The sequence below is a fragment of the Metapseudomonas boanensis genome (assembly GCF_042232855.1).
GTDB lineage: Bacteria > Pseudomonadota > Gammaproteobacteria > Pseudomonadales > Pseudomonadaceae > Metapseudomonas > Metapseudomonas boanensis.
Genome location: NZ_CP113889.1, coordinates 1,949,130 through 1,973,882 on the forward strand (window position 1 = coordinate 1,949,130; position 24,753 = coordinate 1,973,882).

The following is a 24,753-nucleotide window of genomic DNA, read 5'->3' on the forward strand; positions in this document are numbered from 1 at the left end:
ACTCCTTGTGTAAGGCTGCTTCTCTAGATCGCCGGATTATCCACGATTCGCCGCTCAATATACTGCCGACCCATGAGCGGCTCGGGTCGAGGCCTGGCCGTTCCCTCCGTTTCTGCCCCCGCCTTCTGTTCGCGTTGTCTTGAGGTATGCATGACCCCGGATCAACGATTTGCCCGTCGGGTCCAAGTCGCCATCGCCCTGTTCGCCCTGCTGTTCGTCTACTTCCTTGCAGCCGACCTATGGATGCCCATCACGCCCCAGGCCCAGCTTACCCGCCCGGTGCTGCGCATTGCCCCACGTGTGAGCGGCCAGGTCCAGGACGTCGCCGTCGCCAACAACCGCCATGTGCAGGCTGGTGACCTGCTGTTTCGCCTGGACCCGGAACCCTTCCGCCTGGCCGTGCGAGCCGCGGAACTGGCGCTGGAGCAGGCCGCGCAGGACAACCGCCAGCTCGACGCGGCCGTGGCCGCCGCGCGCGCCGATCAAGCTGCCGCCCGGGCCAGCGCCAGCGAGCTGCAGCGCGAAACCGCGCGTCTGGGCCGCCTGGTGCAGAGCCAGCATGTCTCGCGGCAGCTCTTCGAGCAGACCGAGGCCCAGCGTCAGGCGGCCCAGGCCAAACTTGCCGCAGCGACCGCGCGCATCCGCGAACTGGCGGCCCAGCGCGGCGCCGAAGGTCACGACAACCTGCGTCTGCGCCAGGCCCGCAATGCCCTGGAACAGGCCCGATTGCAACTGCAATACAGCGAAGTCCGTGCCGAGCGCGCCGGCACCCTGAGCAACCTGCAACTGTCACCCGGGGCCTTCGTCAGTGCCGGCACGCCGGTGGCCGCACTGGTGGCTGACGAGGCGGACATCAGCGCCGACTTCCGCGAGAAGGCCCTGCGCTATGTGCGCCTGGACGACACTGCGTCCGTGGTCTTCGACGCCCTGCCCGGGCACATCTTCGACGCCCGCGTAAGTGCCATCGACGCCGGGGTGAAAGAGGGGCAGCTCGACGCCAATGGCGACCTTGCCGCCCCGGCCATCTCTGACCGCTGGGTGCGCGATGCCCAGCGCCAGCGCCTGCACGTGGAGCTCAGCGAGGCATTGCCATTCCCGCTGCCCAGCGGTGCCAAGGCCACGGTGCAGCTGTTTCCGCGCGACTCCGGCCTGGCGGACGCCTTCGGCCGCCTGCAGATCGCGCTAATCAGCCTGCTGCATTACATCTACTAAGGGCTGGGTGTACTGATGAGTCGCAAGGCGCTGACCGAAAACGACCTGCGCCAGTGTCTGCGCCTGGCCGGTGGCGGTACGCTGGGCCTGTTCCTGTGCAAGCTTATGGGCTGGGACAACGGCTCGTTCTTTTGCGTCTACCCGATGTTGCTGCTGGGGCTGACGCCGAGCATCAACGCCCACGTGGTGCGCCAGTTTCTGCTGCAGGCGGTGGTGGTCAGCCTCGAAGTGCTGATGATCTACGGGCTGTTCGGCGATCGCCCGCAGTTGATGGTTCCGCTGGCCTTTCTCGCCTTCTTCTGGCGATTTCGCCTGATGGCGCAGGGCTCGCTGTTCATGTTCGGCGCCCTGGGCAGTGTGTTCCTCTCCATGCAGCTGCACTTCGCCAGCTACCCGGACACCCACCTCTACGACCTGGTCACCAGCAACCTGGTGGCAGCGCTGCTGACGGTGTTGATCGCCTGGCTGATGTTCTACCTGTTTCCCGATGCAGACCCGCGCACGCCGCGCCAGCCAGCCACCAAGGACCTGCCCAGCCAGCGCCATGAAGCGGTGCTGGGCGCGACCATCGCGACACTTTCGTTCATCCTGTTCCAGAGCTTCGACCTGCGTGACTCGCTGTCGGCACAGGTGGCATCGATCCTCGTGCTGTTCCCAATGCACTGGAATGGCATCCGCTTCGCCGGTCGCATCCGCGCCCTCGGCACCCTGCTTGGGTGCCTGATAGGGTTGGGGCTCCAGTTGCTGCTCTACAGCCACTACGATGTGCTGCCGCTGGTCACGCTGTTGTACTGGACCGCTGCCATCTGCTGCGCCCGGCTGCATGTGCTCGAAGGCAACCAGGGCATCGGCTTCGGCGCTTTGACCACCCTGGCTATTGTCTTTGGCCAGTACCTCACGCCGCAGCACGACGTCGTGTATTCCATCGCCTATCGCTTCAGTTCCGTGTGTGCGGCGGTGTTCCTGACGCTGCTCGCCGTGTTCGTCCTGCACGGTTTGCTAAACCGCTTCGCCGCCACCCGTCATGCCAGCCACGCCTGACCGTCGGCCCGGTTTGCGGGCTGCACTTCTGCCTGCCTAATCTGTCGAAGCCTGGTCCCACTGAGGTACTGGCTTAATGGATCGCCCGGTCGAAGACTCCGCTGAACTGGAAAGACTGACGCTGGCCCTGCTGCATTGTCGTGGCGAGGTCGAGCGGCTGAGTGAGCGCGAGCGCATTTTCAGCAGCCTGCTGGGCGGCGTGAATGCTGTGCTTTGGGCCTTCGACTGGGATGCGCAGCGGGTGATCTACGTCAGCCCCGCCTACGAGCGCCTGTTCGGTCGCTCCGCCGCGTTGTTGCTGGCCGATTACGGCGAATGGCGCAACTGCATCTACCCGGACGATCTCGACTACGCCGCGCGAAGCTTCGCCGAGGTGCTGGAGAAAGGTGCCATTGAAGCGCGCGAGTACCGCATCATCCGCGCTGACGGCCAGCTGCGCTGGATCAGCGACAAGTGTTTCATCAGCCAGCAGGGCGGCGCGGGGCAGCCGACCATCGTGGTCGGGATTGCTGAAGACATCACCGAGAAGAAGCAGCTGGAAGGTGAGCTGCACTGTCTGGCCACCACTGACGTCCTGACCCAGAGCAGCAACCGCCGGCACTTCTTCGAATGCGCACAGAGTGCATTCGAGCATGCCGTGCAGTTCGGCAGCCCGCTGGCCTTCATCCTGCTCGACGTCGATGACTTCAAGCGAATCAACGACACCCACGGCCATCAGGTCGGCGACCAGGTGCTGCAGCGCATCGCCCAGTGCGGCGCCAACGCCCTGCGCCGTGGCGACCTGTTCGGCCGCATCGGCGGCGAGGAGTTCGCCGCCCTGCTGCCAGGCTGCCCGCCGGACCTGGCCAGGCAGATCGCCGAGCGCCTGCAGCGCGAGGTGCAGCGCCTGAGCTTCCAGGCAGGGGGCAAGCAGTTCAGCGTGACCGTCAGTCAGGGACTGGCCAACCTGCGCGACGATGGCAACCTGGACAGCCTCTATGCGCGGGCCGATGCGGCGATGTATCAGGCCAAGCGGGGCGGGAAGGATCAGATCATCCTGGCCGACTGAAAACCCGACGGCACCTGGTGGCGGGTGTCCAGTCCCACACGTTGCTTTGGTAGGTTGGTCCGAGCTGTGCGAGGCCCAACGCGCAAGCCCTGCCCGGCTCAACGCCGGCTGATGGACCGGTGAAGCGTGGTCCACCCTACGATGCCCTGTGTTATCCGCTGGATTGTTAACTTCTCCGTAACGATCCGTCCCCGACCTTGATTGATGCCCCATCGGCCTCGCTCCTAAGGTAGCTCCCACGACAGCGGAACCCGTGGAGCCACCATGACAACAATATCCTCCCCCCCGCCCCAGTGGTCGCGTCGGCGTGCTGAGAAGCAGCGCCGCCTCGATCGGGTACGTAGCCTTGCCGATGGCGTGGTGCTGCCCAGCGAGCGGATCGTCGCCGCCCTCGAAGCCTTGATCGCCCCCGGCGATCGCGTAGTGCTCGAAGGCAACAACCAGAAGCAGGCGGACTTCCTTTCCCGCTCCCTGGCCAAGGCCGACTCCGGGCGGCTGCACGACCTGCACATGATCATGCCCAGCGTCAGCCGTGCCGAGCACCTGGACCTGTTCGAGCGCGGCATCGCCCGCAAGCTCGACTTCTCCTTCGCCGGCCCGCAGAGCCTGCGCATCGGCCAACTGCTGGAGGACGGCCTGCTGGAAGTGGGCGCCATCCACACCTATATCGAACTCTATTCGCGCCTGCTGGTGGACCTGATCCCCAACGTCGCGCTGGTGGCCGGCTTCATGGCCGACCGCGAGGGCAACATCTACACCGGCCCGAGCACCGAAGACACCCCGGCCCTGGTGGAGCCCACCGCCTTCAGCGACGGCATCGTTATCGTCCAGGTCAACGAGCTGGTGGATGACGTACGTGACCTGCCGCGCGTGGATATCCCGGCCTCCTGGGTCGACTTCGTGGTGGTCGCCGACAAGCCTTTCTACATCGAGCCGCTGTTCACTCGCGACCCACGCCACATCAAGCCGGTGCACGTGCTGATGGCGATGATGGCGATCCGTGGCATCTACGAAAAACACCAGGTGCAGTCGCTGAACCACGGCATCGGCTTCAACACTGCCGCCATCGAGCTGATCCTGCCCACCTACGGCGAATCCCTGGGGCTCAAGGGCAAGATCTGCCGTAACTGGACCCTCAACCCGCACCCGACGCTGATCCCCGCCATCGAGACCGGCTGGGTGGAAAGCGTGCACTGCTTCGGCACCGAGCTGGGTATGGAGGGATACATCGCCCAGCGCCCGGACGTGTTCTTCACCGGACGCGACGGCTCGCTGCGTTCCAACCGCATGATGTGCCAACTGGCCGGGCAGTACGCGGTGGACCTGTTCATCGGCGCCACCCTGCAGGTGGATGGCGACGGCCACTCCTCCACCGTTACCCGTGGCCGCCTCGCTGGTTTCGGCGGTGCTCCGAACATGGGGCACGACCCGCGCGGCCGCCGCCACGCGACACCGGCCTGGCTTGCCATGTGTCAACAAAAGGGGGGCGAGCCGGTGACCATGCTCGAGCGCGGCAAAAAGCTGGTGGTGCAGATGGTGGAGACCTTCCAGGAGGGCGGCAAACCCACCTTCGTCGAGACACTCGATGCCGTCGACGTGGCGAAGAAGGCCGGCATGCCGCTGGCGCCGGTGATGATCTACGGCGACGACGTCACCCACCTGCTCACCGAGGAGGGCATTGCCTACCTCTACAAGGCCCGCAGCCTCGAAGAGCGCCGATTGATGATCGCCGCCGTCGCCGGGGTTACCACCATCGGGCTGCGCCACGACCCGAAAGACACCCTGCGCATGCGCCGCGAAGGGCTGATCGCATTGCCGGAAGACCTCGGCATCCGTCGTACCCAAGCCTCGCGGGAGCTGCTGGCGGCGAAAAGCATCGCCGAACTGGTGGAGTGGTCCGGCGGCCTTTACAACCCCCCGGCCAAGTTCAGGAGCTGGTGATGAGTGCACTGATCGCACGCAATCCCGATTTGCCGCTGGTGGAGCGGCTAGCAGATCTGGCCGTGGATGCCCTGATCGATGAAGCCGACCTTTCGCCCAAGCCGGCGCTGGTGGATCGCCGTGGCAGCGGTGCCCACAGCGACTTGCACCTGGGGCTGATGCACGCTTCGGCGCTGGCGCTCTGGCCGTGCTTCAAGGCCATGGCCGAAGCCGCCCAAGCCCATGGCGAAATCGGCCAGCCACTGCGCGAAGCCCTCGGTCGCATCGGCCGTGAAGGCGAAGCAGCGATGCTGGCGACTACCTGCGGGGTGAATACCCATCGCGGCGCTATCTGGGCACTGGGGTTGCTGGTGGCCGCTGCCGCGCTCGCACCGGACGACGACTCGGCCCCTGCCTTGGCCCTGCGTGCCGCGCGCATCGCCCTGTTCGACGACCGCGCCGCACCGCAAACCGACAGCCATGGCGCCCGGGTAGCCCGCCGCTTTGGCGTCCGAGGTGCCCGCGAGGAGGCGCAGCTGGGCTTCCCCGCGGTCCTTCAGCATGGGCTGCCGCAGCTGCAGCGCAGCCGTTCCGAGGGTGCGGGGGAGCAGAACGCTCGTCTCGACGCGCTGCTGGCAATCATGGCCACGCTTGCCGACACCTGCGTGCTCTGGCGCGCTGGCCTCGAAGGGCTCGCCGCCATGCAGCAGGGCGCCCGTGCCGTACTCGCCGCTGGCGGCAGTGCCAGCCTCGCCGGTCGCCGCCAACTGCGCGCGCTGGACGCACATTTGCTGCAACTCAACGCTTCGCCGGGCGGTGCTGCTGACCTGCTGGCCGCCTGCCTGTTCATCGATTCGCTTGGGAGCCTGTGACCATGGAAACCCTGACCTTCCAATTTCCCGCCGGTCAGCCGGCCCGTGGCCGCGCCCTGGTGGGCTGCGTCGGCTCCGGCGACCTCGAGGTGCTGCTGGAGCCCGGCCAGGCCGGTACGCTCGCGATCCAGGTGGTGACTTCGGTGAACGGCAGCGGCCCACGCTGGCAGCAGCTGTTCCAGCGCCTGTTCGACGGCCAGGCGCTACCGGCCCTGAACATCGATATCCACGACTTCGGCGCAACTCCCGGCGTGGTGCGCCTACGCCTGGAACAAGGGCTGGAGACCCTTTCTCTTCAAGGGGAGCGCGCCCATGACTGACATTGCACGTCTGCTCGAAGCTCGTAGCTTCGTCGAACTCAACGCCCGCCAGCGCGCCTGCGAATTGCTGGATGACGACACTTTCCGTGAACTGCTCGGTCCCTTCGATCGGGTCATGTCACCCTGGCTGGCGCAGCAGGGCATCGTGCCCCAGTCGGATGATGGCGTGGTGGTCGCCAAGGGGCATATCTCCGGTCAGCCAGTGGTGGTTGCCGCCATCGAAGGCGCCTTCCAGGGCGGCAGCATGGGCGAAGTGGGCGGCGCGAAGATCGCTGGGGCCCTGGAGCTGGCGGTGGAGGACAACCGCAGGGGCATCCCCACCTGCGCCGTGCTGCTGCTGGAGACCGGCGGCGTACGCCTGCAAGAGGCCAACCTGGGCCTGGCGGCCATCGCAGAGATCCAGGCGGCCATTGTCGAGTTGCGGCAGTTCCAGCCCGTGGTCGGCCTGATTGCCGGGTCGGTGGGCTGCTTCGGCGGCATGTCCATAGCTGCTGGCCTGTGCAGCCACCTGCTGGTGACCCGCGAGGCACGCCTGGGTCTCAACGGCCCGCAGGTGATCGAGCAGGAAGCCGGCATCGAGGAATACGACTCCCGCGATCGCCCCTTCATCTGGAGCCTGACCGGTGGCGAGCAACGCCACGCCTGCAACCTGGCGGATGCCTTCGTAGCCGACGATGTCGCGAGCATCCGTGACGCCGTCCGTGGCCTGTTGGCTGCAGGCAACCGCGACTTACCGCGCAGCCGCCGGCATGCCTGGTTTCTCGAGCGCCTGGCGCACCTCGGTACCGACTGTGAACAACTGGACGCTGCCGCCGTGCGCGCCCTCTACCAAGGAGAACGCCCATGAGCCGTGGACTGAATTGGCTGCGCGGCCTGGCTGGCGGCAACGAGCAGGCGGGTTTCCCCGCTTCGGTCAAAGTGATCGATGGCGAGTTGGGATGCCGCGCCGCACGCTTCATCGCCGTGGTCCCGGATGCCACGAACCCCTTCCCTCGAGCCCGTAATGGCGAGGTCGGCCTGCTCGAAGGTTGGGCTTTGGCCCAGGCTGTGGATGACGCCATCGAAGCCGACCGCGACGGCGACAAGCGCGTACTGGTCGCAGTGGTCGACGTGCCTAGCCAGGCTTACGGTCGTCGAGAGGAGGCCTTGGGGATTCACCAGGCCCTGGCCGGTGCGGTGGACGCGTACGCCCGTGCCCGCCTCGCCGGACATGCGGTGATCGGCCTGCTGGTGGGCAAGGCCATGTCCGGTGCCTTCCTCGCCCACGGCTACCAGGCCCAGCGCCTGATCGCCCTGGACGACGGCGGGGTGATGGTTCACGCCATGGGCAAGGACGCTGCCGCACGCATCACCCTGCGCAGCGTCGAAGACCTGGAGGTGCTGGCCGCCAAGGTGCCGCCCATGGCCTATGACCTGGAGAACTTCGCCTCCCTCGGGTTGCTTTGGGAGCGGGTGAAGGTAGACGCCGTGGAGCAGCCAGACGATGCGGACGTGGCAAGGGTGCGTGAGTGCCTGATGCGGGCGGTGGTGGACATCGGTTCGAGCACCGGTCTGGCTGGACGACTTGGTGCCCAGAACCGGGCGGCATCGTCGAAGGTCCGGGAGATGTTGCGGGCGCAGTGGTCGTCCTTGTTGGGCTGAGCTACGCGACGCCCAACGCCCCCCGAAGCACCGGAGCACCAAGGAGCAGCGAATGAACAAGACTCCAAAACCCCACGACCTGCTGTGGGGCTTCGCCCCAGACCAGTTGCCGGCCGACGCTCCGGCCTGGGCGCGCCTAGCGATGGCCAGTGGTCACCCGGTGGTGGTACGTCGTGCTCACTGCATTCCCGGTCAGGTAGCGGTAGGCATCCGTGGGACCACCCGCGACCAGCGCTATGGCACTTGCATGCCGCTCGCTGCCATCCAGCGCCGGATCACCCCTGAACAACTGACGACGCCGCCCGCGACCGGCACTTGGCCGGCCCTGTGCGCCCTCGCCGAGATCAAGCCCCTGCTGGACGCAACCGGCCAACCCTGGGGCCCCACTGGCGGCGTCGGCTTCCAGCTGGCCACCGGCATAGCCGTGCTGCACGCCGCCAGCGACCTCGACCTGCTGCTGCGCGCGCCCAACCCCTTCAGCCGCCAGCAGGCCCGTGAGCTGTTGGCGGCACTGGCCGCTGCTTCCTGCCGCGTCGACCTGCAACTGGAAACCCCGGCCGGTGCGGTGGCGCTGCGCGAGTGGGCCGGCCCCTCGGCCCGTGTGCTGCTGAAATGCGCTGAAGGCGCGCGCCTGGTGCTGGACCCCTGGCAAGCGCTGGAGCGGGCCGCGTGAGCAGCTTGTTTGCCTTCCCCGGCCAGGGTGCGCAGCAGGCGGGCATGCTCCACCAGCTGCCACCCGGAACCTCCGCCTGCCTGGAGGAAGCCAGCGATGTGCTGGGCGAGAACGTGCTGGCGCTGGACTCCGCCGAGGCGTTGCAGTCCACCCGCGCCGTGCAACTCTGCCTGCTGGTCGCGGGCGTGGCCTGTGCGCGGCTGCTGCTGCAACGTTGCCCGGCACCCGACTATGTGGCCGGGCTGTCCATCGGCGCCTACGCCGCCGCCGTGGTCTCAGGCTCCCTGGGCTTCGCCGATGCGGTGCGCCTTGTGGCCCTGCGTGGAGAGCTGATGCAGCGGGCTTACCCCGAGGGTTATGGCATGACCGCGATCACGGGCCTGGACCTGGGGACGGTGGAACACCTGATTGCGGAAGCTGAAGGCCCGGTGTTTCTCGCCAACATCAACGCCGACACCCAGCTGGTGATTGCCGGTAGCGACGCGGCCATGGCCAAGGTCGCTGCTCGTGCGCGGGCTATTGGTGCTGGTGCAGTGAAGCGTCTGGCCGTCAGCGTGCCGTCCCACTGCGCCTTGCTGGAGGTGCCGGCCTGCGAGCTTGCCGAAGCCTTTGCCAGTGTCGAGCTGTGTGCGCCCCAGCTGCGTTACCTCAGCGGCAGCAGTGCGCGGCCCATCGTGGACCCGCAGCGCCTGCGCGACGATCTCGCTTTCAACATGTGTCGCGTCATCGACTGGCATGGCACCTTGCGCACTGCCTATGAGCGCGGTGTCCGGTTGCATATCGAACTACCGCCCGGCGCCGTACTCAGCGGCCTGGCGCGGCGGGTGTTCGAACAAGGTACGGTGATTGCCTTCCAGGGCGCCCGTCTGGATACGCTGGACGCCGTGCTGCGTCAGGAGGTAAGCCGGACCCGCTGACCGCCGTGCACTTCGAAGGACAAGAACAAGCAACTTCGACCCCAATGCGAGGACAACAACAATGATTATCTACGGTGTGGCTTTTCTGGCCCTTTGCACCCTGGCAGGCCTGTTCATCGGCGAACTGCTGGGCAAACTCCTGGGCGTACCAGCCAACGTCGGTGGCGTCGGTATCGCCATGCTGCTGCTGATATTCGTCGGCAGCTACTTGCACAAGCGCGGCCTGATGGGCGCCAAGTCCGAACAGGGCGTGGAGTTCTGGAGCGCCATCTACATCCCCATCGTCGTCGCCATGGCGGCGCAGCAGAACGTGCTCGGTGCACTGTCCGGCGGGCCCATGGCAATCCTTGCCGGCATCGCCGCCGTGGTGCTGGGCTTTGCCATGGTCCCGGTGCTCGACCGCCTCGGGCAAAAGAAGCCTTCGGCGGCCACCGCTGAATCCCTGAATCCGGCTCAACGGTGACCGCCATGTACGAATCGATGATGAAAGTGATCAGTGGCTACGGCTTGATCAGCGGCTTCGCCGTGATTGGCGTGACCATGTGGTTGTCTTACTGGCTCTCCGACAAGCTCACTCGCGGTCGCCTGCACGGCTCGGCCATCGCCATTTTTCTCGGTCTGGTGCTGTCCTATGTCGGCGGGGTAATGACAGGCGGGCAGAAGGGCCTGGTGGACATCCCGCTGCTGTCCGGCATTGGCCTGCTCGGCGGCGCGATGCTGCGTGACTTCGCCATCGTCGCCACGGCCTTCGGGGTGAATATCGAAGAGCTCAAGCGCGCTGGTGTGTCGGGGGTGATCTCACTGTTCGTCGGCATTGGCACCTCGTTCATCGCCGGTGTCGGGGTGGCCATGGCCTTCGGTTATACCGATGCGGTGAGCCTCACGACCATCGGTGCCGGCGCAGTGACCTACATCGTCGGCCCGGTTACAGGCGCGGCGATTGGCGCCAGTTCCGAGGTGATGGCACTGTCCATCGCCGCCGGCCTGGTGAAGGCCATCCTGGTGATGGTGGTGACGCCCTTCGTGGCCCCGCTGGTGGGCCTGAACAACCCGCGCACGGCGGTGATCTTCGGTGGCCTGATGGGAACCTCCAGCGGCGTGGCGGGTGGCCTGGCGGCTACTGATCCTGCGCTGGTGCCGTACGGCTGTCTCACCGCGGCGTTCTACACCGCCCTGGGCTGCCTGCTCGGGCCATCCCTGCTGTTCTTCGCCATGCGCGGCCTGGTCGGCTGAAGCAGCCGCGCAATCCCTTCCTATCCTGTCCTAAGAAGCGCCCCGATATCCGGGGCGCACCGTTGACTGTTCGAGGTCAGCGCGTGTCTGCATCCTTCCTGTGGCGGCCACTGGGTTGGCTGTTACTGTGTATCTGCTGCTTGCCCGGTATCGCCTCGGCTGCCGAGTTCGACGGTGCCCGCCTGGGGCTGCTGTGGACGTTGCCGTTCGTCGGTATCCTGCTGACTATCGCGTTGCTGCCGCTGGTGTCGATCAGCGCCTGGCACCGTCATTACGGCAAGCTCACGCTGGGCTGGACCTTGCTGTTCCTGCTGCCATTCACCTGGCAGTTCGGCGCCGAGGCGACCCTCGACCTGGGTGTGCATGTGCTGTTGGCGGAATACCTGCCCTTCATCATCCTGCTGTTCGCGCTCTACACCATTTCCGGCGGAATCCTGCTGTGGGGCAACCTGCATGGCTCACCGCTCCTTAACACCGGATTGCTGGCCATCGGCACGCTGCTGGCATCGCTGATGGGCACCACGGGCTCAGCCATGCTGCTGATCCGCCCGCTGCTGCGCGCTAACGACAACCGACGGCACAACGCCCATGTGGTGATTTTCTTCATCCTCCTGGTGGCCAATGTCGGAGGTGGCCTGACGCCGTTGGGCGATCCGCCTTTGTTCCTCGGTTTTCTCAAGGGCGTGGACTTCTTCTGGACACTGCGGCACATGGCCTTGCCGGTAGGGCTGATGTCCTCGCTGCTACTGGCGTTGTTCTACGTCGTGGACCGGGCGCTCTATCGACGCGAGGGCGAGCTCATCGCCCGTGACCCCACACCCGATATGCCATTGCGGCTGTACGGCAAGCTCAACTTCCTGTTGCTGGGCGGGGTGCTGCTGGCGGTACTGATGTCAGGGCTGTGGAAACCTGGAATCGGCTTCGAGTTGCTTGGCTACCGCGTCGAGTTGCAGAACCTGCTGCGAGACGTGGCACTGATCGGCCTGGCTTTGCTGTCGTTGCGGCTGACGCCCAAGCCGGTACGCGCGGGCAATGACTTCGACTGGGAGCCGATGCTCGAAGTGGCGCGGCTGTTCGCTGGCATCTTCCTCTGCATCGCCCCAGCCATCGCCATCCTGCGCGCTGGCAGCGAAGGGCGCCTGGCCTGGTTGCTGGCCAGCGTCTCCGATGCCCAAGGTGTGCCGGTGGACAGCCTCTACCTGTGGATGACCGGGGCGCTGTCGAGCTTCCTCGACAATGCGCCGACCTATCTGGTGTTCTTCAACCTTGCGGCCGGGGACGCCCAGATATTGATGCACGAGATGCCGAGCACTCTCCTGGCGATTTCCGTGGGCTCGGTGTTCATGGGCTCGCTCACCTATGTCGGCAATGCGCCGAACTTCATGGTCAAGTCCATCGCCGAGCAGCGTGGGGTGCGAATGCCGAGCTTCTTCGGCTACATGCTCTGGTCATGCGGGGTGATGTTGCCGGCGATGGCGTTGCTGGACTGGCTGCTGTTCTAGAGGCGCACAGCGACCCGGTCGGAGTCTCGCACTGGACCTGGCGTTCCGGTTGGCGCATGAGTTGGCTCTATCGGCGTTCAGTGTTGCAAGTGGCGGCATTCCTTGTAGGAACGAGCTTGCTCGCGAAAGGGGCCAAGAACCCGGCCTCCCCCCGCTCCTATAAGGCTCTCAGCCCGCCCATTGATTGCTGGTAACAGCTAACGCAGACATAGCCAATGAATTCGCCCCTTGAAGGTTCCTGCGCTCAACCTGCGTTGCGCAGGCTATACATCCGGCACTCGGCGAGCAGCGCCAACAGGTTGGGGTCGCGTTCTTTGGCTTTAAGGAACACGACGCCGATGTGCTGCTGCAGGCGGTAGCGGGCTTGCAGGCGAATCAGCTTTACGCGGTTCTCGTACACCGCGGCGATGCGCCCCGGTAGCAGGGCATAGCCGACGCCGGAGCTGACCATGCTGAGCAGGGTGAAGATGTCGTTAACCTGCATCGCCACCTTCGGCTCGAAACCCGCTTGCTCGAACACTCGCGCGCCGTCGCGGTGAGTGGCGAAGCCCTGGGTGAGGGTGATGAACGTGGAGTCGGCGAGATCCGCCAGGTCCACCTCGTTCTGGTTGGCGAAGGGCGAATCGGTGGGCACGGCGAGGAAGATATCGTCGGAGAACAGCGGCAACTGCTCGCAGTCCGGGTCGCTGACGCTGTCGTCCAGCGACACCAGGATGGCGTCCAGTTCCATGTTCTTCAGGCGGTAGAGCAGGTCGACGTTGGAGCCCAGGGTCAGGTCGATGTTCAGCTCGCTGCGCCTCAGCTTCAGGCCCATCACCAACTGCGGCACGGTTTTCACCGTCAGCGAATAGAGCGCGCCGAGCTTGAAGCGCTCGGCGGAGAAGCCGGCCGCTTCGCGCGTCACCCGGACCATCTCGACGGCGTCCTGGATCAGCTTCTGGGCCTTTTCTTCCAGCACATAGGCGCTTTCCAGCGGCGTCAGGTTGCGCCCTTCGTGCTTGAACAGCGGGCAGCGCAGCGCGCTTTCCAGCGAGTGGATGGCGCGGTGCACGCTGACATTGCTGGTATTCAGGTCCGCCGCTGCGCGGGAGAGATTCCCACTGCGCATGAAGGCGAGGAAGGTCTCCAGCTTCTTCAGGGTCAGTTCTTCATCAATCTGCATGGCCCGGCTCTGGCACGTCCGTAGGATGGGTCGAGTGCAGCGATGCCCGCCGCTCGTGGTTAATGGCTATCGCGATGCTCGAGCCATCCTACAGGGCTGCCTGGCTTATCCGAATGGGACCTTTTACGAATAAACAAAAATGGAATAAATAAATAATTTCTTATTCCTTAACAGGCATATACGGGCCGCCTAGACTGCCACCCATTGAACATTCAGCCAGGAGGGCTTGCCATGCGCAGCCAAGCCATTCGCTACCTGATCCTGCCGGGATGGCAGGGGTCGCCAGATGACCACTGGCAGAGTCACTGGCAACGCAGTTTGCCGAATGCCAGCCGGGTCGAGCAGGCCGATTGGGACAATCCGAACCGCACCGCCTGGGTCGCGGCGCTGGAGCGCGCCATCGACGCCGAGCGTACGCCGGTTATCCTGGTCGCCCATAGTCTGGGCTGCGTGACCGTGGCCCATTGGGCGACGCAGTCCGACCCGGATGTGCTGCGCCGTGTGCGTGGTGCGCTGCTGGTGGCGCCCGCGGATGTCGAGCGCCCTGGCTGCCCCGAACCGCTCACTGGCTTCGCGCCAATCCCGCGTGAGCCGCTGCCGTTCCCCAGCCTGCTGGTGGGCTCGGACAACGATCACGCCGCCTCGCCAGTGCGCGTCATGGACATGGCACGTGATTGGAGTGCCGAAGCGGCCATCCTTACCGGCGCCGGACACATCAACGTGAAGTCCGGGCACCACCGCTGGGAACAGGGCTTCGCCTACCTCTATCGCTTGCAGGCGCGCATCGAGCAGCAGGCCCGTCGTCGCGCCTGATCCATCCCATTCGCCAGATCGCCCGGGCCGGTTATCCACAACGCGGCCCCGGCGGGAGATTTGCCTTGAGCCAGGAAAGCACACGTCAGCCGTTGCTGACCTTCGCCGACGCCGACCGCAGCCCGCTGAGCATTCGTGCGCGGGCCCTGGTCTTCGTCGATCCGCGTTCGCGCCGCTTGCGCGAGGAAATCGAGCAGCTTGCACCCCGCTCCCTGCCGGTGCTGGTGGAGGGTGAAACCGGCACCGGCAAGGAACTGCTGGCACGGCAGATTCACCGCGGCAGCGATCGGTCCGGATTGTTCGTGGCGGTGAGCTGCAGCGCGATCAGCAAGAACTTTGCCGAAGCCGAGTTGTTCGGGCATGCGGCCGGCGCCTATAGCGGCTCTGTCAGCAGCCGCGCCGGTTGGTTCGGCTCCGCTAATGGCGGAACCCTGTACCTGGACGAAATCGGTGACCTGCCGCTGCCCTTGCAGGTCAACCTGCTGGCCGCGCTGGAGAATCGCGAGGTGACGCGCGTCGGTGCCCAGCAGCCAACGCCGGTCGACGTGCGTCTGGTGGCCGCCACCAGTATCGATCTGGCCCAGGCCGTGGAGGCCGGTAAGTTCAATGCGCGGTTGTTCCAGTACCTGGATGAGGGACGCGTCGAGTTGCCACCACTGCGTGACCGCCCAGCCGACATCCTGCCGCTGGCCGAGTACTTCCTCGGTATCTACGCGCAGCGGCTGGACCTGCCATTGCCGCTGATCAGCCCTGATGCGCAAGCGGTGCTGGAGGCCTACGCCTGGCCAGGCAATACCCGCGAGCTGGAGAACAGCATCCACTTCGCCTTGCTGGTCAGCCAGGGCGACGAGGTGCTGCCGCAGCACCTCAACCTGCCGCCCGCGCCGGGCTACGCACAACTTGCCCAGCAGCTGCGCCGCCTGTCCGCCGATGATGCCGGACGCGAGCAATTGCACGCGCTTTTCACCGAGCTGCTGGCGGACGACCCGCTGTAGGCGCGAGCTTGCTCGCGAATGGTCGGCAATTTCGCGAGCAAGCTCGCGCCTACAAAGATAGTTGCGCTGGGCCTAGTGCAGCTGCCCAGTCGCCTTCAGGTGGTCCTTCACGGAACGCAGGCGTGGCAGTGGCAGGCACACCAGGATGGTCAGCGCCAGCACGCCAACGCCCATCAGCGGTAGGTTGTGAAGGCCCAGGCCGGTGCTCAGCCAGAGGCCGCCGACGAAGGCGCCGCTGGCGTTGCCCAGGTTGAACGCCGCGTGGCTGAGGGTGGCGGCGAGGCTGGCCGATTCGCCGGCCTGCTCCACCAGCAGCAGTTGCAGTGGCGAGGAGATGGCGAAGCTGGCCACGCCCCAGACGAACAGGCAGGCCAGGGCCAGCACCGGCAATTGGGAGAAGGCGAACATCCCCAGCAGGCACAAGGCGCTGGTGCCGAAAGCCAGCGGCAGGGCATGGCGGAAGCCCCGGTCAGCCAAGCGTCCGCCCAGCAGGTTGCCGATGGTGAGGCCGATGCCGAATAGCAGCAGCGCACCGTTGCTGTGCTCGGGTGTGAAGCCCGAGACATCGCGCAGCAGCGGGCTGATGTAGGTGAACACGCCGAACAGCGCCACCGACGACAGACTGCAGACGAACAGCGCATGTAGCACCGGGCGGCGGAGGATGCCGTCCCAGGCGCCGCTGGCGCTGCGCAGTGGCGTCGCTGCAGCAGGCAACCAGAGGAACTGGGCGACCAATGTCAGGAAGCCCAGGCCGGCCACCACCATGAAGGTCACACGCCAGCTGGTGGCCTGGCCTAGCCAGGCGCCCGCCGGTACGCCGAGGACGTTGGCGATGGTCAGGCCGCTCAGCACCAGTGCCATGGCCGAAGCGCGGCGATGCGGCGGCGCCAGTTCGGCAGCGAGCAGGGTCGCGCAGCCGAAGAAGCCGGCATGGCTGAAGGCGGTGAGCGTGCGCATGGCCAGCAGCCAGTTGTAGTCCGGCGCCAGGGCGCAGCCGAGGTTGCCCAGGGCGTAGGCGCCCATCAGCCAGAGGAGCGCCTTGCGCCGGGGCAGGCGGCCAAGCAGCGGGCCCAGCAGCGGTGCACCGATGACCACGCCCATGGCGTAGGCGCTGACCAGCAGGCCAGCGTCGGCCAGGCTGACGTGCAGGTCGGCCGCCACTTCGGGCAAGAGGCCCATGATGATGAATTCGCTGCTGCCGACGACAAAACCGCCGAGTGCCAGCGCCAGCAAGGGCAGGGAGAGGAGGGTGCTTGAATTCATTGGGGCGTTCCGGAGCCGGGGTATATCGCGAGGGGCGCGGATTTTACGCCCATTTCCTTGCATGAGGCTTGCCGAGTGGGCCGCCAGTGGGGATAGGCACCGTTGTGAGTGCGAATTCATTGGCTCTGTCGGCGTTAGCTGTTGCTAGCCATCAACGGTCGGGCTGAGAGCCCTGTAGGAGCGAGGGGGACGCCGAGTTCTTGCTCGCGAAATGCGCCCGTTCGCCAGCAAGCTGGCTCCTGCAAGGGAGCCAGCCAGTGACAACACTTAACTGGGACAGAGCCAATGAATGAGCCCCCACAAAGAGCAGCAGGAGCCTGCAAGGCGAGAATCAGTTACCCAGGAACTTGCTCAGGAACTGCCGCGTACGCTCTTCCTTCGGCGCTCTGAACAGCGCCTTGGCATCGCCCTGTTCGACGATCACGCCCTTGTCGATGAAAATCGCACGGTTGGCCACGTCGCGGGCGAAGCTCATTTCGTGGGTGACGATGACCATGGTGCGATTCTCTTCGGCCAGGCCGCGGATGGTGGCGAGCACTTCGCCTACCAGCTCCGGGTCCAGTGCCGAGGTGGGCTCGTCGAAGAGGATCACATCAGGTTCCATGGCCAGCGCGCGGGCGATGGCCACGCGTTGTTGCTGGCCGCCGGAAAGGCGCTTGGGATAGGCATCTTCCTTACCCGCCAGGCCGACCTTGGCCAGCAGCGCGCGGGCCCGTTCGGTAGCGCGCTCGCGGGGTTCCTTTTTTACCACCACCGGGCCTTCGATGACGTTCTCCAGCGCAGTGCGATGGGGGAAGAGGTTGAAGTTCTGGAACACGAAGCCGACGTGCTGGCGCAGTTTGCGGATCAGGCCTTGCTGATGCTTGAGCGGCTGGCTGGCATCGATCTCGATCTGGCCGACCTGGATGCGGCCACCGCTGGGCTCTTCCAGCAGGTTGAGGCAGCGCAGCAGGGTGGTCTTGCCCGAGCCGCTGGGGCCGATGATGGCGACCACTTCGCCAGGAGCGATATCCAGGTCGATGCCCTTGAGCACGGCCTGGCCCTTGAAGGATTTGGTGAGGTTACGGACGGTGATCATCAGCTGTCCTGCTCATGCTGGTTGACCCGCGCCTCGAGGCGACCCTGGAAGTGCGACAGCACGGTGGCCAGCACCCAGTAGATCAGCGCGGCGGCCAGGTACATGGTGAAGATCTCGAAGGTGCGCGCGGTGATCAGCTGCGCCTGGCGGAACAGTTCCGGCACCTGGATGGTGGCGGCCAGGGCGGTGTCCTTGACCAGCGAGATGAAACTGTTGCCGAGCGGCGGCAGAGCGGTGCGCGCGGCCTGAGGGAGGATGGCGCGATACAGCGTCTGGGTGCGGCTCATGCCGATGCTGGCGGCGGCTTCCCACTGGCCCCGGTCGATCGAAGCGATGGCAGCGCGAAGGATTTCCGAGGTGTAGGCGGCCATGTTCAGCGAGAAGCCGATCAGCGCGGCGGGCAGCGGTTCGAGCTGGATGCCCAGTTGCGGCAGGCCGTAATAGATCATGAACAGTTGGACCAGCAACGGCGTTCCGCGGAAGAACGACACGTAGATGCGCGACAGCCACCGCAGTGCAGTGAAGCCGTAGAGGCGCATCAACGCCAGAACGAAGCCGAGCAGCAGGCCGAAGAACATGCCGCCCAGGCTCAGTACCACCGTAAAGACCGCGCCCTTCAACAGGAAGGGCGCGGAGTCCAGCGCAAGTTGCAGGCTGGTTTCGATCATTGGGTCACGTCAGCCTTGAACCATTTCTCGGAGAGCTTCTTCAGGGTGCCGTCGGCCTTCAGCTTGGCCAGGGCCTTGTCGAGGGCGGCCAGCAGTTCCGGATTGCCCTTGCGCAGGGCGATGCCGGCTTCCTGGCGGGAGAACGGTTCGCCGGTCACGGCCAGGCGACCGCCGGTCTTCTCGACCATCTCGAAGGCGGCCAGGCGGTCCACCAGGATGGCGTCGATACGGCCCACGTTGAGGTCCTGGAACTTGGTGGGGTCGTCGTCGTAGGTACGGATGTCGGCCTGCGGGACGTTGTCCTTCAGCCACTGTTCGTAGTTGGTACCCAGGCCGACGCCGACCTTCTTGCCGGCCAGGTCGGCGGCGGTCTTGATGCCACCCTCGTTACCCTTGCGCACCAGCGCCTGGATGCCGGAAACGGTGTAGGGCGTGGAGAAGTCGTACTTCTTCTTGCGTTCGTCGGAGATGGTCACCTGGTTGATCACCACGTCCAGGCGCTTGGATTCCAAGGCCGCGAGAATGCCGTCCCACTTGGTCGGCTGGAACTCGGCCTTCACGCCTAGTTCCTTGGCCAGGGCCTCGGCCAGGTCGACTTCGAAGCCGGTCAGCTTGCCGTTCTCGTCCTGGAAGTTGAAGGGTGGGTAGGTGCCTTCGAGGCCGACCTTGATGGCGCCTTTCTGCTGGATGTCCTGCAGCAGGTCGGCGGCGGCGCTGTGGCCGACGAAACCGGCGCCGAGCACCAGGCTCAGGCTGCCGAGGATGAAGTGGCGACGCAGGGTTGCGAATGTCATTGGGACCTCACTGGGCAGATGGCTGAAAGTGCGGCAACTCTAGGGAGTTCTTTATATGCAATAAAATAATAAAAAATTATCTATTACTTCTCAAATTGCATAAGAAGCCGATCCGTCAGATCGGCCTCGCAGGATGATAGGCGAACAATGCCGGCGAGCCACCGGTGTGCAGGAACAGCACCGGACCCTCTCCCGCGAACGCGCCTGCGGCCACGCCATCGAGCAGCCCGGCGAACGCCTTGCCGGTATACACCGGGTCCAGCAGCAGGCCCTCATGGCTGGCCACCAGTCGCACAGCTTCCAGGGTGCCGGCGTTCGGCTCGCCATAGCGCGGAGCGAAATACTGGTCCCACAGCTCTACCCTGAGGCTGGCCGGCACGTCCACGCCGAGCAGGTCGGCGGTGCGTTGCAGCAGACCTTCCACCTTCGGCCGCTGGGTGGCGTCCGGGCGCGAGACGGTCACACCGACCACGCGGGTACCCGGCAGCGCATGTTCCAGCGCCAAGGCCAGGCCCGCGTGGGTGCCGGCGCTGCCCGAGGCCAGCACCACGGCGGAGAAGGTCTCGCCGCTGGCCTTGATCTGCTCGGCCAGCTCCAGGCCGGCGCGTACGTAACCCAGTGCGCCGAGGGCATTGGAGCCGCCGATGGGCACCAGGTAGGGGCGCTTGCCGGCGGCACGAAGGCGTTCGCCGGTGGCGGTCAGCAGCTCATCGGCGTTGTCCAGGTTGGCCACCAGCTCCACTTCCGTGCCGAACAGGTCGAGCAGCAGGCGGTTGCCGTTGCTCAGGTAGTTGCTGTCACGGGTGCCTATGGGGTTCTCCAGCAGGGCTACGCAGGACAGGCCCAGGCGTGCGGCAAGGGCGGCCGTCTGGCGTACGTGATTGGACTGGATGGCGCCGGCGGTGACCAGGGTATCGGCACCCGCGGCCAGGGCGTCGGCGGCAAGGAACTCGAGCTTGCGCACCTTGTTGCCGCCGAGGGCGAAGGGGGTGATGTCATCGCGTTTGACGTAGATCGCACGGCCCAGCTTTTGCGACAGCCGCTCCAGCTTCTCCAGCGGGGTGGGCGAGGGGACCAGTTCCAGACGGGGGAAACGGGCGAGGGCAGCGTTGAGCATGGTGGCGGCTCGGCAAGCAATTGCGAAGGCTGCCACTCTAGTGAGCCGTGGCCTTGCAGGCAATTCTCAGGTGCGACATGAAAGTACCGTACGGCCAGGGTGTGAGCGTTATCAGGCGCTCAAACTTTATATATAAAATGGAATATAAAAATAATAAAACAGTATTTTGTGGTTATAAAAAATCACCGTAGTGTCGCTCTCAACCCGGCTCACCCAGGCCAGGAACTCGGAGACCCGCTCGCGGCTGATGATCCAGCCGGGGCCACAGAATCGAAAGGACCATCATGAAGAAGACCTTGCTGTTGACCGCCTTGGCCACTGCCCTCTCGGTGACTTTCGCCCATGCCGGCGAGAAGCTCACCGTGGCCGCCACTCCCGTGCCCCACGCGGAAATCCTCGAGCTGGTCAAACCCCAGCTGGCCAAGCAGGGAGTGGACCTGGAGGTGAAGGTTTTCACTGACTACGTGCAGCCCAACCTGCAGGTGGACCAGAAACACCTGGACGCCAACTACTTCCAGACCAAGCCTTACCTGGACAACTTCAACAGTGGCAAGGGCACCCACCTGGTGATCGTCCAGGGCGTTCACGTCGAGCCCTTCGGCGGCTACTCCAGCAAGTACAAATCCCTGAAGGAGCTGCCGGACGGCGCCACCATCGCCATCCCCAACGAAGGCAGCAACAGTGGCCGCGCCCTGCTCCTGCTGCAGAAGTCTGGCCTGCTCAAGCTGAAGGACCCGAAGAACGCCCTGGCCACCCCCAAGGACATCGCCGAGAACCCGCACAACTTCAAGTTCAAGGAACTGGAAGCGGCCCTGCTGCCGCGCGTGCTGGACCAGGTCGACCTGGCCCTGATCAACACCAACTACGCGCTGGAAGCCAAGCTGAACCCGTCCAAGGACGCCCTGGTGCTGGAAGACCGCACCTCGCCCTACGTGAACTACCTGGTGGCCCGTCCGGACAACAAGGACAGCGACGCCATCAAGAAACTCTCCGCTGCGCTGACCAGCCCGGAAGTGAAAACCTTTATCGAGCAGAAGTACTCCGGCGCAGTCGTGCCGGCGTTCTGATCTTGCAGGCAGTTGGAAAAACGTAGCGAGCGATGACCAGGCTGATTTCAACGACGTCTGGCCGAGCGCAGTAGTTTTTCAACAGCCTGCACCTGCTAGCCACGGTGGTGTAGGTATGCCCTGCACCTCTCCTCACGCCGACGAGGCTGGACTATCGTCGGCGTTCTTTTTTCTGCGGCACTTGCCAGGACGATTCCTTGTGGGGGCGAATTCATTCGCTAAGGACCGCGCAGCGGTCCCCTTTGGCAGCTGAAAGGCAGGTCTGCGACCTGCATAGCGAATGAATTCGCCCCCACAGGAAACGCATCGGCCCTTTTCCTGGGCAGCCATATCCTTATTCGATAAAGGTATTTCCATCGCAGTTCTTATGCTCGCTATTCTCTCGCCACAACTTGTTATAACAAGTCAGGAATTCAAGCGAAGGACACCATGGCCGAATTGCTCCCCCTTTCCCCGATGCCGCTCTACAGCCAGCTCAAGGAGCTGCTGCGCGGGCGCATTCTCGACGGCACCTACCCGCCCCACAGCCGCATGCCCTCGGAAAGCGAGTTGGGCAAGGCGTTTGGCGTCAGCCGCATCACCGTGCGCCAGGCGCTGGGTGACCTGCAGAAGGAAGGGCTGATCTTCAAGATCCACGGCAAGGGCACCTTCGTTGCCAAGCCCAAGGCCTTCCAGAACGTCACCACCCTGCAGGGCCTGGCCGAGTCCATGACCCAGATGGGCTACGAGGTGCTCAACCGCCTGCGCAGCTTCAAGCACGTGCCCGCCAGTCCGCTGGTGGCGGCGCGCCTGCAAGTGGAGGAAGGCAGCCCGGTGACCGAAATCCGCCGCGTGCGCCTGATCAACCGCGAGCCGGTGTCGCTCGAAATCACCTGGTTGCCCAAGGCGGTGGGCGAGAAGTTGGAAAAGGCCGACCTCGCCACCCGCGACATCTTCCTGATCCTCGAGAACGACTGTGGCATTCCCCTCGGCCACGCCGACCTTGCCATCGACGCGGTGCTGGCCGACGGCGACCTGACCCAGGCGCTGGAGGTGGAGGAGGGCGCGCCGATCATGCGCATCGAGCGCCTGACCCACGCCGCCGACGGCACGCCGCTGGACTTCGAACACCTCTACTACCGCGGCGATGCCTTCCAGTACCGCCTGCGCATCGACCGCCATAAGGGACCCCAGGCATGAGCACCCAGCATCAGGACTACGACATCGTCGTCATCGGCGGCGGCACCGCCGGCCCGATGGCCGCTATCAAGGCCAAGGAAAAGAACCGCGAGCTGCGTGTGCTGCTGCTGGACAAGGCCAATGTGAAGCGCAGCGGCGCCATCAGCATGGGCATGGACGGCCTGAACAACGCCATCATTCCCGGCCACGCCACGCCCGAGCAGTACACCAAGGAAATCACCATCGCCAACGACGGCATCGTCAACCAGGCCACCGTTTACGCCTACGCCACCCACAGTTTCGAGACCATCCAGCAGCTCGACCGCTGGGGCGTGAAGTTCGAGAAGGACGAGACCGGTGACTACGCGGTGAAGAAGGTTCACCACATGGGCGCCTACGTGCTGCCGATGCCCGAGGGGCACGACATCAAGAAGGTGCTCTACCGCCAGCTCAAGCGTGCGCGGGTGGAGATCAGCAACCGCGTGGTCTGCACCCGTCTGCTGCTGGACAGCGAAGGTGCCGTCTCGGGGGTGATGGGTTTCGACTGCCGCACAGGCGAATTCCAGGTGATCCGCGCCAAGGCTGTGATCCTGGCTTGTGGTGCCGCAGGGCGCCTCGGCCTGCCGTCGTCGGGCTACCTGATGGGCACGTACGAAAACCCCACCAACGCGGGTGACGGCTACGCCATGGCGTTCCACGCCGGGGCGGAGCTGGCGAACCTGGAGTGCTTCCAGATCAACCCGCTGATCAAGGACTACAACGGCCCGGCCTGCGCCTACGTCACCGGCCCCCTGGGCGGCTACACCGCGAACAGCAAGGGTGAGCGCTTCATCGAGTGCGACTACTGGAGCGGCCAGATGATGTGGGAATTCCACCAGGAGCTGGAGGGCGGCAACGGCCCGGTGTTCCTCAAGCTGGACCACCTGGCCGAGGAGACCATCCAGACCATCGAGGACATCCTGCACAGCAACGAGCGCCCCAGCCGTGGCCAGTTCCACGCCAACCGTGGCACCGACTACCGCCAGCAGATGGTGGAGATGCACATCTCCGAGATCGGCTTCTGCTCCGGCCATTCGGCCTCGGGCGTGTGGGTCAACGAGAAGGCCGAGACCAGCGTGAAAGGCCTGTACGCGGCGGGCGACATGGCCGCCGTGCCACACAACTACATGCTCGGCGCCTTCACCTACGGCTGGTTCGCCGGGGTCAACGCGGCGGATTACATCGCCGGGCGTGACTTCGCCGAGATCGACGCCGACCAGGTGGCGCGCGAGCGGGCGCGGGTCTTCGCGCCGCTGCAACGCGAGCACGGCCTGCCGCCGGCCCAGGTGGAGTACAAGCTGCGGCGCATTGTCAACGACTACCTGCAACCGCCCAAGGTGACGAAGAAGATGGAGATCGGCCTTGCGCGCTTCGCCGAGATCGAGCGGGACCTGGCGCAGATGAAGGCCAGCAACCCCCACGAGCTGATGCGTGCGATGGAGGTGGCGGTGATCCGCGACTGCGCCGAAATGGCCGCCCGCGCCTCGCTGTACCGCGCCGAAAGCCGCTGGGGCTTGTACCACCACCGGGTGGACTTCCCCGAGCGCAACGACGCCGAGTGGTTCTTCCACTGCCACCTGAAGAAGGGTGAGGACGGCCGCATGACCAGCTTCAAGAAAGCGGTGGAGCCTTACCTGATTCCGCTGGATGCGGAAGAGCAGCAGGCCTACGACCGCCTGCGGGTGAAGACCGAAGCCGCCGCGTGAACGCGGAGGTTGGGTAGAGCGGAGCGAAACCCAACACGGAGCGCAACGCGCTCCTCGCCAGCCCCATAACGAGAGCCCCAGGCTCCCAGGAAATCGTGAAATGGCCCATCAGCCCCAGGAAATCTTCTTCCGCAGCAGTGCGCCGGTGACCATCGACGAAGACAAGTGCATCGCCCACAAGGGCTGCACCGTTTGCGTCGAGGTCTGCCCCATGGACCTGCTGGCCATCAACCCGGCCACGCAGAAGGCCTATATGGCCTTCGACGAATGCTGGTACTGCATGCCCTGCGAGAAGGACTGCCCGACCGGCGCGGTGAAGGTGGAGATTCCTTACCTGCTGCGCTGACCGGTTCCGCGTGGGTATCGCTCCGCTCCACCCACCCTACAAAAGCGCTCCGAAGTCAGGCCGTAGGATGAGTGGAGCGAAGCGATACCCACCAAAGCCAGACATCAGAAAGCAAACAGCCATCCGGCCCACCCCCGGACGCCTCACCTGAAAGCCCCTCGTTTCCCA

25 protein-coding genes are annotated in these 24,753 nt (G+C 65.1%); 19 read left to right on the plus strand and 6 right to left on the minus strand.

Annotation, left to right across the window (positions count from 1 at the left end; all coding sequences use genetic code 11):
* Positions 1 to 150: 150 nt before the first annotated feature.
* The 13 genes from OXH74_RS08920 to OXH74_RS08980 all read left to right on the plus strand — a co-directional run bounded on the left by OXH74_RS08920 (position 151) and on the right by OXH74_RS08980 (position 12,379).
* Entirely contained in the window at positions 151 to 1,212 is a 1,062-nt protein-coding gene (locus OXH74_RS08920) for an HlyD family secretion protein (RefSeq protein ID WP_375740899.1), read from the plus strand.
* A gap of 15 nt (positions 1,213 to 1,227) precedes the next feature.
* On the plus strand, positions 1,228 to 2,253 hold the full coding sequence (locus OXH74_RS08925) for a DUF2955 domain-containing protein (protein WP_375740900.1): 1,026 nt from the start codon (positions 1,228 to 1,230) through the stop codon (positions 2,251 to 2,253).
* Between the two features lie 76 nt (positions 2,254 to 2,329).
* Entirely contained in the window at positions 2,330 to 3,301 is a 972-nt protein-coding gene (locus OXH74_RS08930) for a GGDEF domain-containing protein (RefSeq protein ID WP_375740901.1), read from the plus strand.
* Positions 3,302 to 3,565: 264 nt separating this feature from the next.
* Positions 3,566 to 5,242 carry a malonate decarboxylase subunit alpha gene (gene mdcA, locus OXH74_RS08935; RefSeq protein ID WP_375740902.1) on the plus strand — a complete coding sequence of 559 codons (1,677 nt, stop codon included), beginning with the start codon at positions 3,566 to 3,568 and terminating at the stop codon, positions 5,240 to 5,242.
* Positions 5,242 to 6,093 (plus strand): triphosphoribosyl-dephospho-CoA synthase, encoded by an 852-nt coding sequence (locus OXH74_RS08940; RefSeq protein WP_375740903.1) that lies wholly within the window; start codon positions 5,242 to 5,244, stop codon positions 6,091 to 6,093. The genes mdcA and OXH74_RS08940 overlap by 1 nt, the downstream gene beginning before the upstream one ends.
* Positions 6,094 to 6,095: 2 nt before the next feature.
* Entirely contained in the window at positions 6,096 to 6,413 is a 318-nt protein-coding gene (locus OXH74_RS08945; protein ID WP_375740904.1) for a malonate decarboxylase subunit delta, read from the plus strand.
* Positions 6,406 to 7,260: a biotin-independent malonate decarboxylase subunit beta gene (locus tag OXH74_RS08950; RefSeq protein WP_375740905.1), complete on the plus strand. Its 855-nt coding sequence runs from the start codon at positions 6,406 to 6,408 to the stop codon at positions 7,258 to 7,260. Before OXH74_RS08945 ends, OXH74_RS08950 begins: the two co-directional genes overlap by 8 nt.
* Positions 7,257 to 8,054 carry a biotin-independent malonate decarboxylase subunit gamma gene (mdcE, locus tag OXH74_RS08955; RefSeq protein ID WP_375740906.1) on the plus strand — a complete coding sequence of 266 codons (798 nt, stop codon included), beginning with the start codon at positions 7,257 to 7,259 and terminating at the stop codon, positions 8,052 to 8,054. Before OXH74_RS08950 ends, mdcE begins: the two co-directional genes overlap by 4 nt.
* 52 nt (positions 8,055 to 8,106) lie before the next feature.
* Positions 8,107 to 8,727 (plus strand): malonate decarboxylase holo-ACP synthase, encoded by a 621-nt coding sequence (locus OXH74_RS08960; RefSeq protein WP_375740907.1) that lies wholly within the window; start codon positions 8,107 to 8,109, stop codon positions 8,725 to 8,727.
* Positions 8,724 to 9,644, plus strand: coding sequence for a malonate decarboxylase subunit epsilon (gene mdcH, locus OXH74_RS08965; RefSeq protein WP_215377134.1), 921 nt, complete (start codon positions 8,724 to 8,726; stop codon positions 9,642 to 9,644). The genes OXH74_RS08960 and mdcH overlap by 4 nt, the downstream gene beginning before the upstream one ends.
* A 61-nt stretch (positions 9,645 to 9,705) precedes the next feature.
* The gene (madL, locus tag OXH74_RS08970) at positions 9,706 to 10,107 is read left to right on the plus strand and encodes a malonate transporter subunit MadL (RefSeq protein ID WP_215377136.1); all 402 of its coding nucleotides are present in this window, start codon (positions 9,706 to 9,708) and stop codon (positions 10,105 to 10,107) included.
* A gap of 5 nt (positions 10,108 to 10,112) precedes the next feature.
* Positions 10,113 to 10,877 carry a malonate transporter subunit MadM gene (gene madM / locus OXH74_RS08975; protein WP_375740908.1) on the plus strand — a complete coding sequence of 255 codons (765 nt, stop codon included), beginning with the start codon at positions 10,113 to 10,115 and terminating at the stop codon, positions 10,875 to 10,877.
* An 83-nt stretch (positions 10,878 to 10,960) separates the two neighbouring features.
* Complete coding sequence (locus OXH74_RS08980) at positions 10,961 to 12,379, plus strand: sodium:proton antiporter (protein WP_375740909.1); 1,419 nt, start codon at positions 10,961 to 10,963, stop codon at positions 12,377 to 12,379.
* Between the two features lie 244 nt (positions 12,380 to 12,623).
* Here the strand turns inward: OXH74_RS08980 and OXH74_RS08985 are convergent, their stop codons facing one another.
* Complete coding sequence (locus OXH74_RS08985) at positions 12,624 to 13,541, minus strand: LysR substrate-binding domain-containing protein (protein WP_375740910.1); 918 nt, start codon at positions 13,539 to 13,541, stop codon at positions 12,624 to 12,626.
* A 231-nt stretch (positions 13,542 to 13,772) separates the two neighbouring features.
* Between OXH74_RS08985 and OXH74_RS08990 the strand changes: the two genes are divergently transcribed.
* Entirely contained in the window at positions 13,773 to 14,354 is a 582-nt protein-coding gene (locus OXH74_RS08990) for an RBBP9/YdeN family alpha/beta hydrolase (protein ID WP_375740911.1), read from the plus strand.
* A 65-nt stretch (positions 14,355 to 14,419) separates the two neighbouring features.
* Positions 14,420 to 15,349 carry a sigma 54-interacting transcriptional regulator gene (locus tag OXH74_RS08995; protein WP_375740912.1) on the plus strand — a complete coding sequence of 310 codons (930 nt, stop codon included), beginning with the start codon at positions 14,420 to 14,422 and terminating at the stop codon, positions 15,347 to 15,349.
* Positions 15,350 to 15,421: 72 nt separating this feature from the next.
* On the opposite strand, the gene OXH74_RS09000 is transcribed toward OXH74_RS08995, so the two are convergent.
* The 5 genes from OXH74_RS09000 to OXH74_RS09020 form a co-directional block, all read right to left on the minus strand.
* Entirely contained in the window at positions 15,422 to 16,612 is a 1,191-nt protein-coding gene (locus OXH74_RS09000; protein WP_375740913.1) for an MFS transporter, read from the minus strand.
* Positions 16,613 to 16,943: 331 nt separating this feature from the next.
* Positions 16,944 to 17,690, minus strand: coding sequence for an L-cystine ABC transporter ATP-binding protein TcyN (gene tcyN / locus OXH74_RS09005; RefSeq protein ID WP_375740914.1), 747 nt, complete (start codon positions 17,688 to 17,690; stop codon positions 16,944 to 16,946).
* On the minus strand, positions 17,690 to 18,358 hold the full coding sequence (tcyL, locus tag OXH74_RS09010; RefSeq protein ID WP_215377154.1) for a cystine ABC transporter permease: 669 nt from the start codon (positions 18,356 to 18,358) through the stop codon (positions 17,690 to 17,692). The genes tcyN and tcyL overlap by 1 nt, the downstream gene beginning before the upstream one ends.
* On the minus strand, positions 18,355 to 19,152 hold the full coding sequence (tcyJ, locus tag OXH74_RS09015) for a cystine ABC transporter substrate-binding protein (RefSeq protein ID WP_375740915.1): 798 nt from the start codon (positions 19,150 to 19,152) through the stop codon (positions 18,355 to 18,357). Before tcyJ ends, tcyL begins: the two co-directional genes overlap by 4 nt.
* A 115-nt stretch (positions 19,153 to 19,267) precedes the next feature.
* Entirely contained in the window at positions 19,268 to 20,269 is a 1,002-nt protein-coding gene (locus OXH74_RS09020; RefSeq protein ID WP_375740916.1) for a D-cysteine desulfhydrase, read from the minus strand.
* 284 nt (positions 20,270 to 20,553) lie between these two features.
* Between OXH74_RS09020 and OXH74_RS09025 the strand changes: the two genes are divergently transcribed.
* From OXH74_RS09025 to OXH74_RS09040, 4 genes are all read left to right on the plus strand, one after another.
* Positions 20,554 to 21,336 (plus strand): MetQ/NlpA family ABC transporter substrate-binding protein, encoded by a 783-nt coding sequence (locus OXH74_RS09025; RefSeq protein ID WP_375740917.1) that lies wholly within the window; start codon positions 20,554 to 20,556, stop codon positions 21,334 to 21,336.
* A gap of 429 nt (positions 21,337 to 21,765) precedes the next feature.
* Positions 21,766 to 22,515, plus strand: coding sequence for a GntR family transcriptional regulator (locus tag OXH74_RS09030; RefSeq protein ID WP_375740918.1), 750 nt, complete (start codon positions 21,766 to 21,768; stop codon positions 22,513 to 22,515).
* A complete protein-coding gene (locus tag OXH74_RS09035; protein WP_375740919.1) occupies positions 22,512 to 24,239 on the plus strand; it encodes a fumarate reductase/succinate dehydrogenase flavoprotein subunit in 1,728 nt (575 codons plus the stop codon). The genes OXH74_RS09030 and OXH74_RS09035 overlap by 4 nt, the downstream gene beginning before the upstream one ends.
* 100 nt (positions 24,240 to 24,339) lie before the next feature.
* Positions 24,340 to 24,585 (plus strand): ferredoxin family protein, encoded by a 246-nt coding sequence (locus OXH74_RS09040; protein WP_280290944.1) that lies wholly within the window; start codon positions 24,340 to 24,342, stop codon positions 24,583 to 24,585.
* Positions 24,586 to 24,753: the final 168 nt, after the last annotated feature.

Excerpts from the sequence above, each read along its gene's own strand:
- OXH74_RS08920 (WP_375740899.1), top strand. The coding sequence starts at position 151 with ATGACCCCGGATCAACGATTTGCCCGTCGGGTCCAAGTCGCCATCGCC.
- OXH74_RS08925 (WP_375740900.1), top strand. The coding sequence starts at position 1,228 with ATGAGTCGCAAGGCGCTGACCGAAAACGACCTGCGCCAGTGTCTGCGC.
- OXH74_RS08930 (WP_375740901.1), top strand. The coding sequence starts at position 2,330 with ATGGATCGCCCGGTCGAAGACTCCGCTGAACTGGAAAGACTGACGCTG.
- mdcA (WP_375740902.1), top strand. The coding sequence starts at position 3,566 with ATGACAACAATATCCTCCCCCCCGCCCCAGTGGTCGCGTCGGCGTGCT.
- OXH74_RS08940 (WP_375740903.1), top strand. The coding sequence starts at position 5,242 with ATGAGTGCACTGATCGCACGCAATCCCGATTTGCCGCTGGTGGAGCGG.
- OXH74_RS08945 (WP_375740904.1), top strand. The coding sequence starts at position 6,096 with ATGGAAACCCTGACCTTCCAATTTCCCGCCGGTCAGCCGGCCCGTGGC.
- OXH74_RS08950 (WP_375740905.1), top strand. The coding sequence starts at position 6,406 with ATGACTGACATTGCACGTCTGCTCGAAGCTCGTAGCTTCGTCGAACTC.
- mdcE (WP_375740906.1), top strand. The coding sequence starts at position 7,257 with ATGAGCCGTGGACTGAATTGGCTGCGCGGCCTGGCTGGCGGCAACGAG.
- OXH74_RS08960 (WP_375740907.1), top strand. The coding sequence starts at position 8,107 with ATGAACAAGACTCCAAAACCCCACGACCTGCTGTGGGGCTTCGCCCCA.
- madL (WP_215377136.1), top strand. The coding sequence starts at position 9,706 with ATGATTATCTACGGTGTGGCTTTTCTGGCCCTTTGCACCCTGGCAGGC.
- madM (WP_375740908.1), top strand. The coding sequence starts at position 10,113 with ATGTACGAATCGATGATGAAAGTGATCAGTGGCTACGGCTTGATCAGC.
- OXH74_RS08985 (WP_375740910.1), bottom strand. The coding sequence starts at position 13,541 with ATGCAGATTGATGAAGAACTGACCCTGAAGAAGCTGGAGACCTTCCTC.
- OXH74_RS08990 (WP_375740911.1), top strand. The coding sequence starts at position 13,773 with ATGCGCAGCCAAGCCATTCGCTACCTGATCCTGCCGGGATGGCAGGGG.
- OXH74_RS09000 (WP_375740913.1), bottom strand. The coding sequence starts at position 16,612 with ATGAATTCAAGCACCCTCCTCTCCCTGCCCTTGCTGGCGCTGGCACTC.
- tcyN (WP_375740914.1), bottom strand. The coding sequence starts at position 17,690 with ATGATCACCGTCCGTAACCTCACCAAATCCTTCAAGGGCCAGGCCGTG.
- tcyL (WP_215377154.1), bottom strand. The coding sequence starts at position 18,358 with ATGATCGAAACCAGCCTGCAACTTGCGCTGGACTCCGCGCCCTTCCTG.
- tcyJ (WP_375740915.1), bottom strand. The coding sequence starts at position 19,152 with ATGACATTCGCAACCCTGCGTCGCCACTTCATCCTCGGCAGCCTGAGC.
- OXH74_RS09020 (WP_375740916.1), bottom strand. The coding sequence starts at position 20,269 with ATGCTCAACGCTGCCCTCGCCCGTTTCCCCCGTCTGGAACTGGTCCCC.
- OXH74_RS09025 (WP_375740917.1), top strand. The coding sequence starts at position 20,554 with ATGAAGAAGACCTTGCTGTTGACCGCCTTGGCCACTGCCCTCTCGGTG.
- OXH74_RS09030 (WP_375740918.1), top strand. The coding sequence starts at position 21,766 with ATGGCCGAATTGCTCCCCCTTTCCCCGATGCCGCTCTACAGCCAGCTC.
- OXH74_RS09035 (WP_375740919.1), top strand. The coding sequence starts at position 22,512 with ATGAGCACCCAGCATCAGGACTACGACATCGTCGTCATCGGCGGCGGC.
- OXH74_RS09040 (WP_280290944.1), top strand. The coding sequence starts at position 24,340 with ATGGCCCATCAGCCCCAGGAAATCTTCTTCCGCAGCAGTGCGCCGGTG.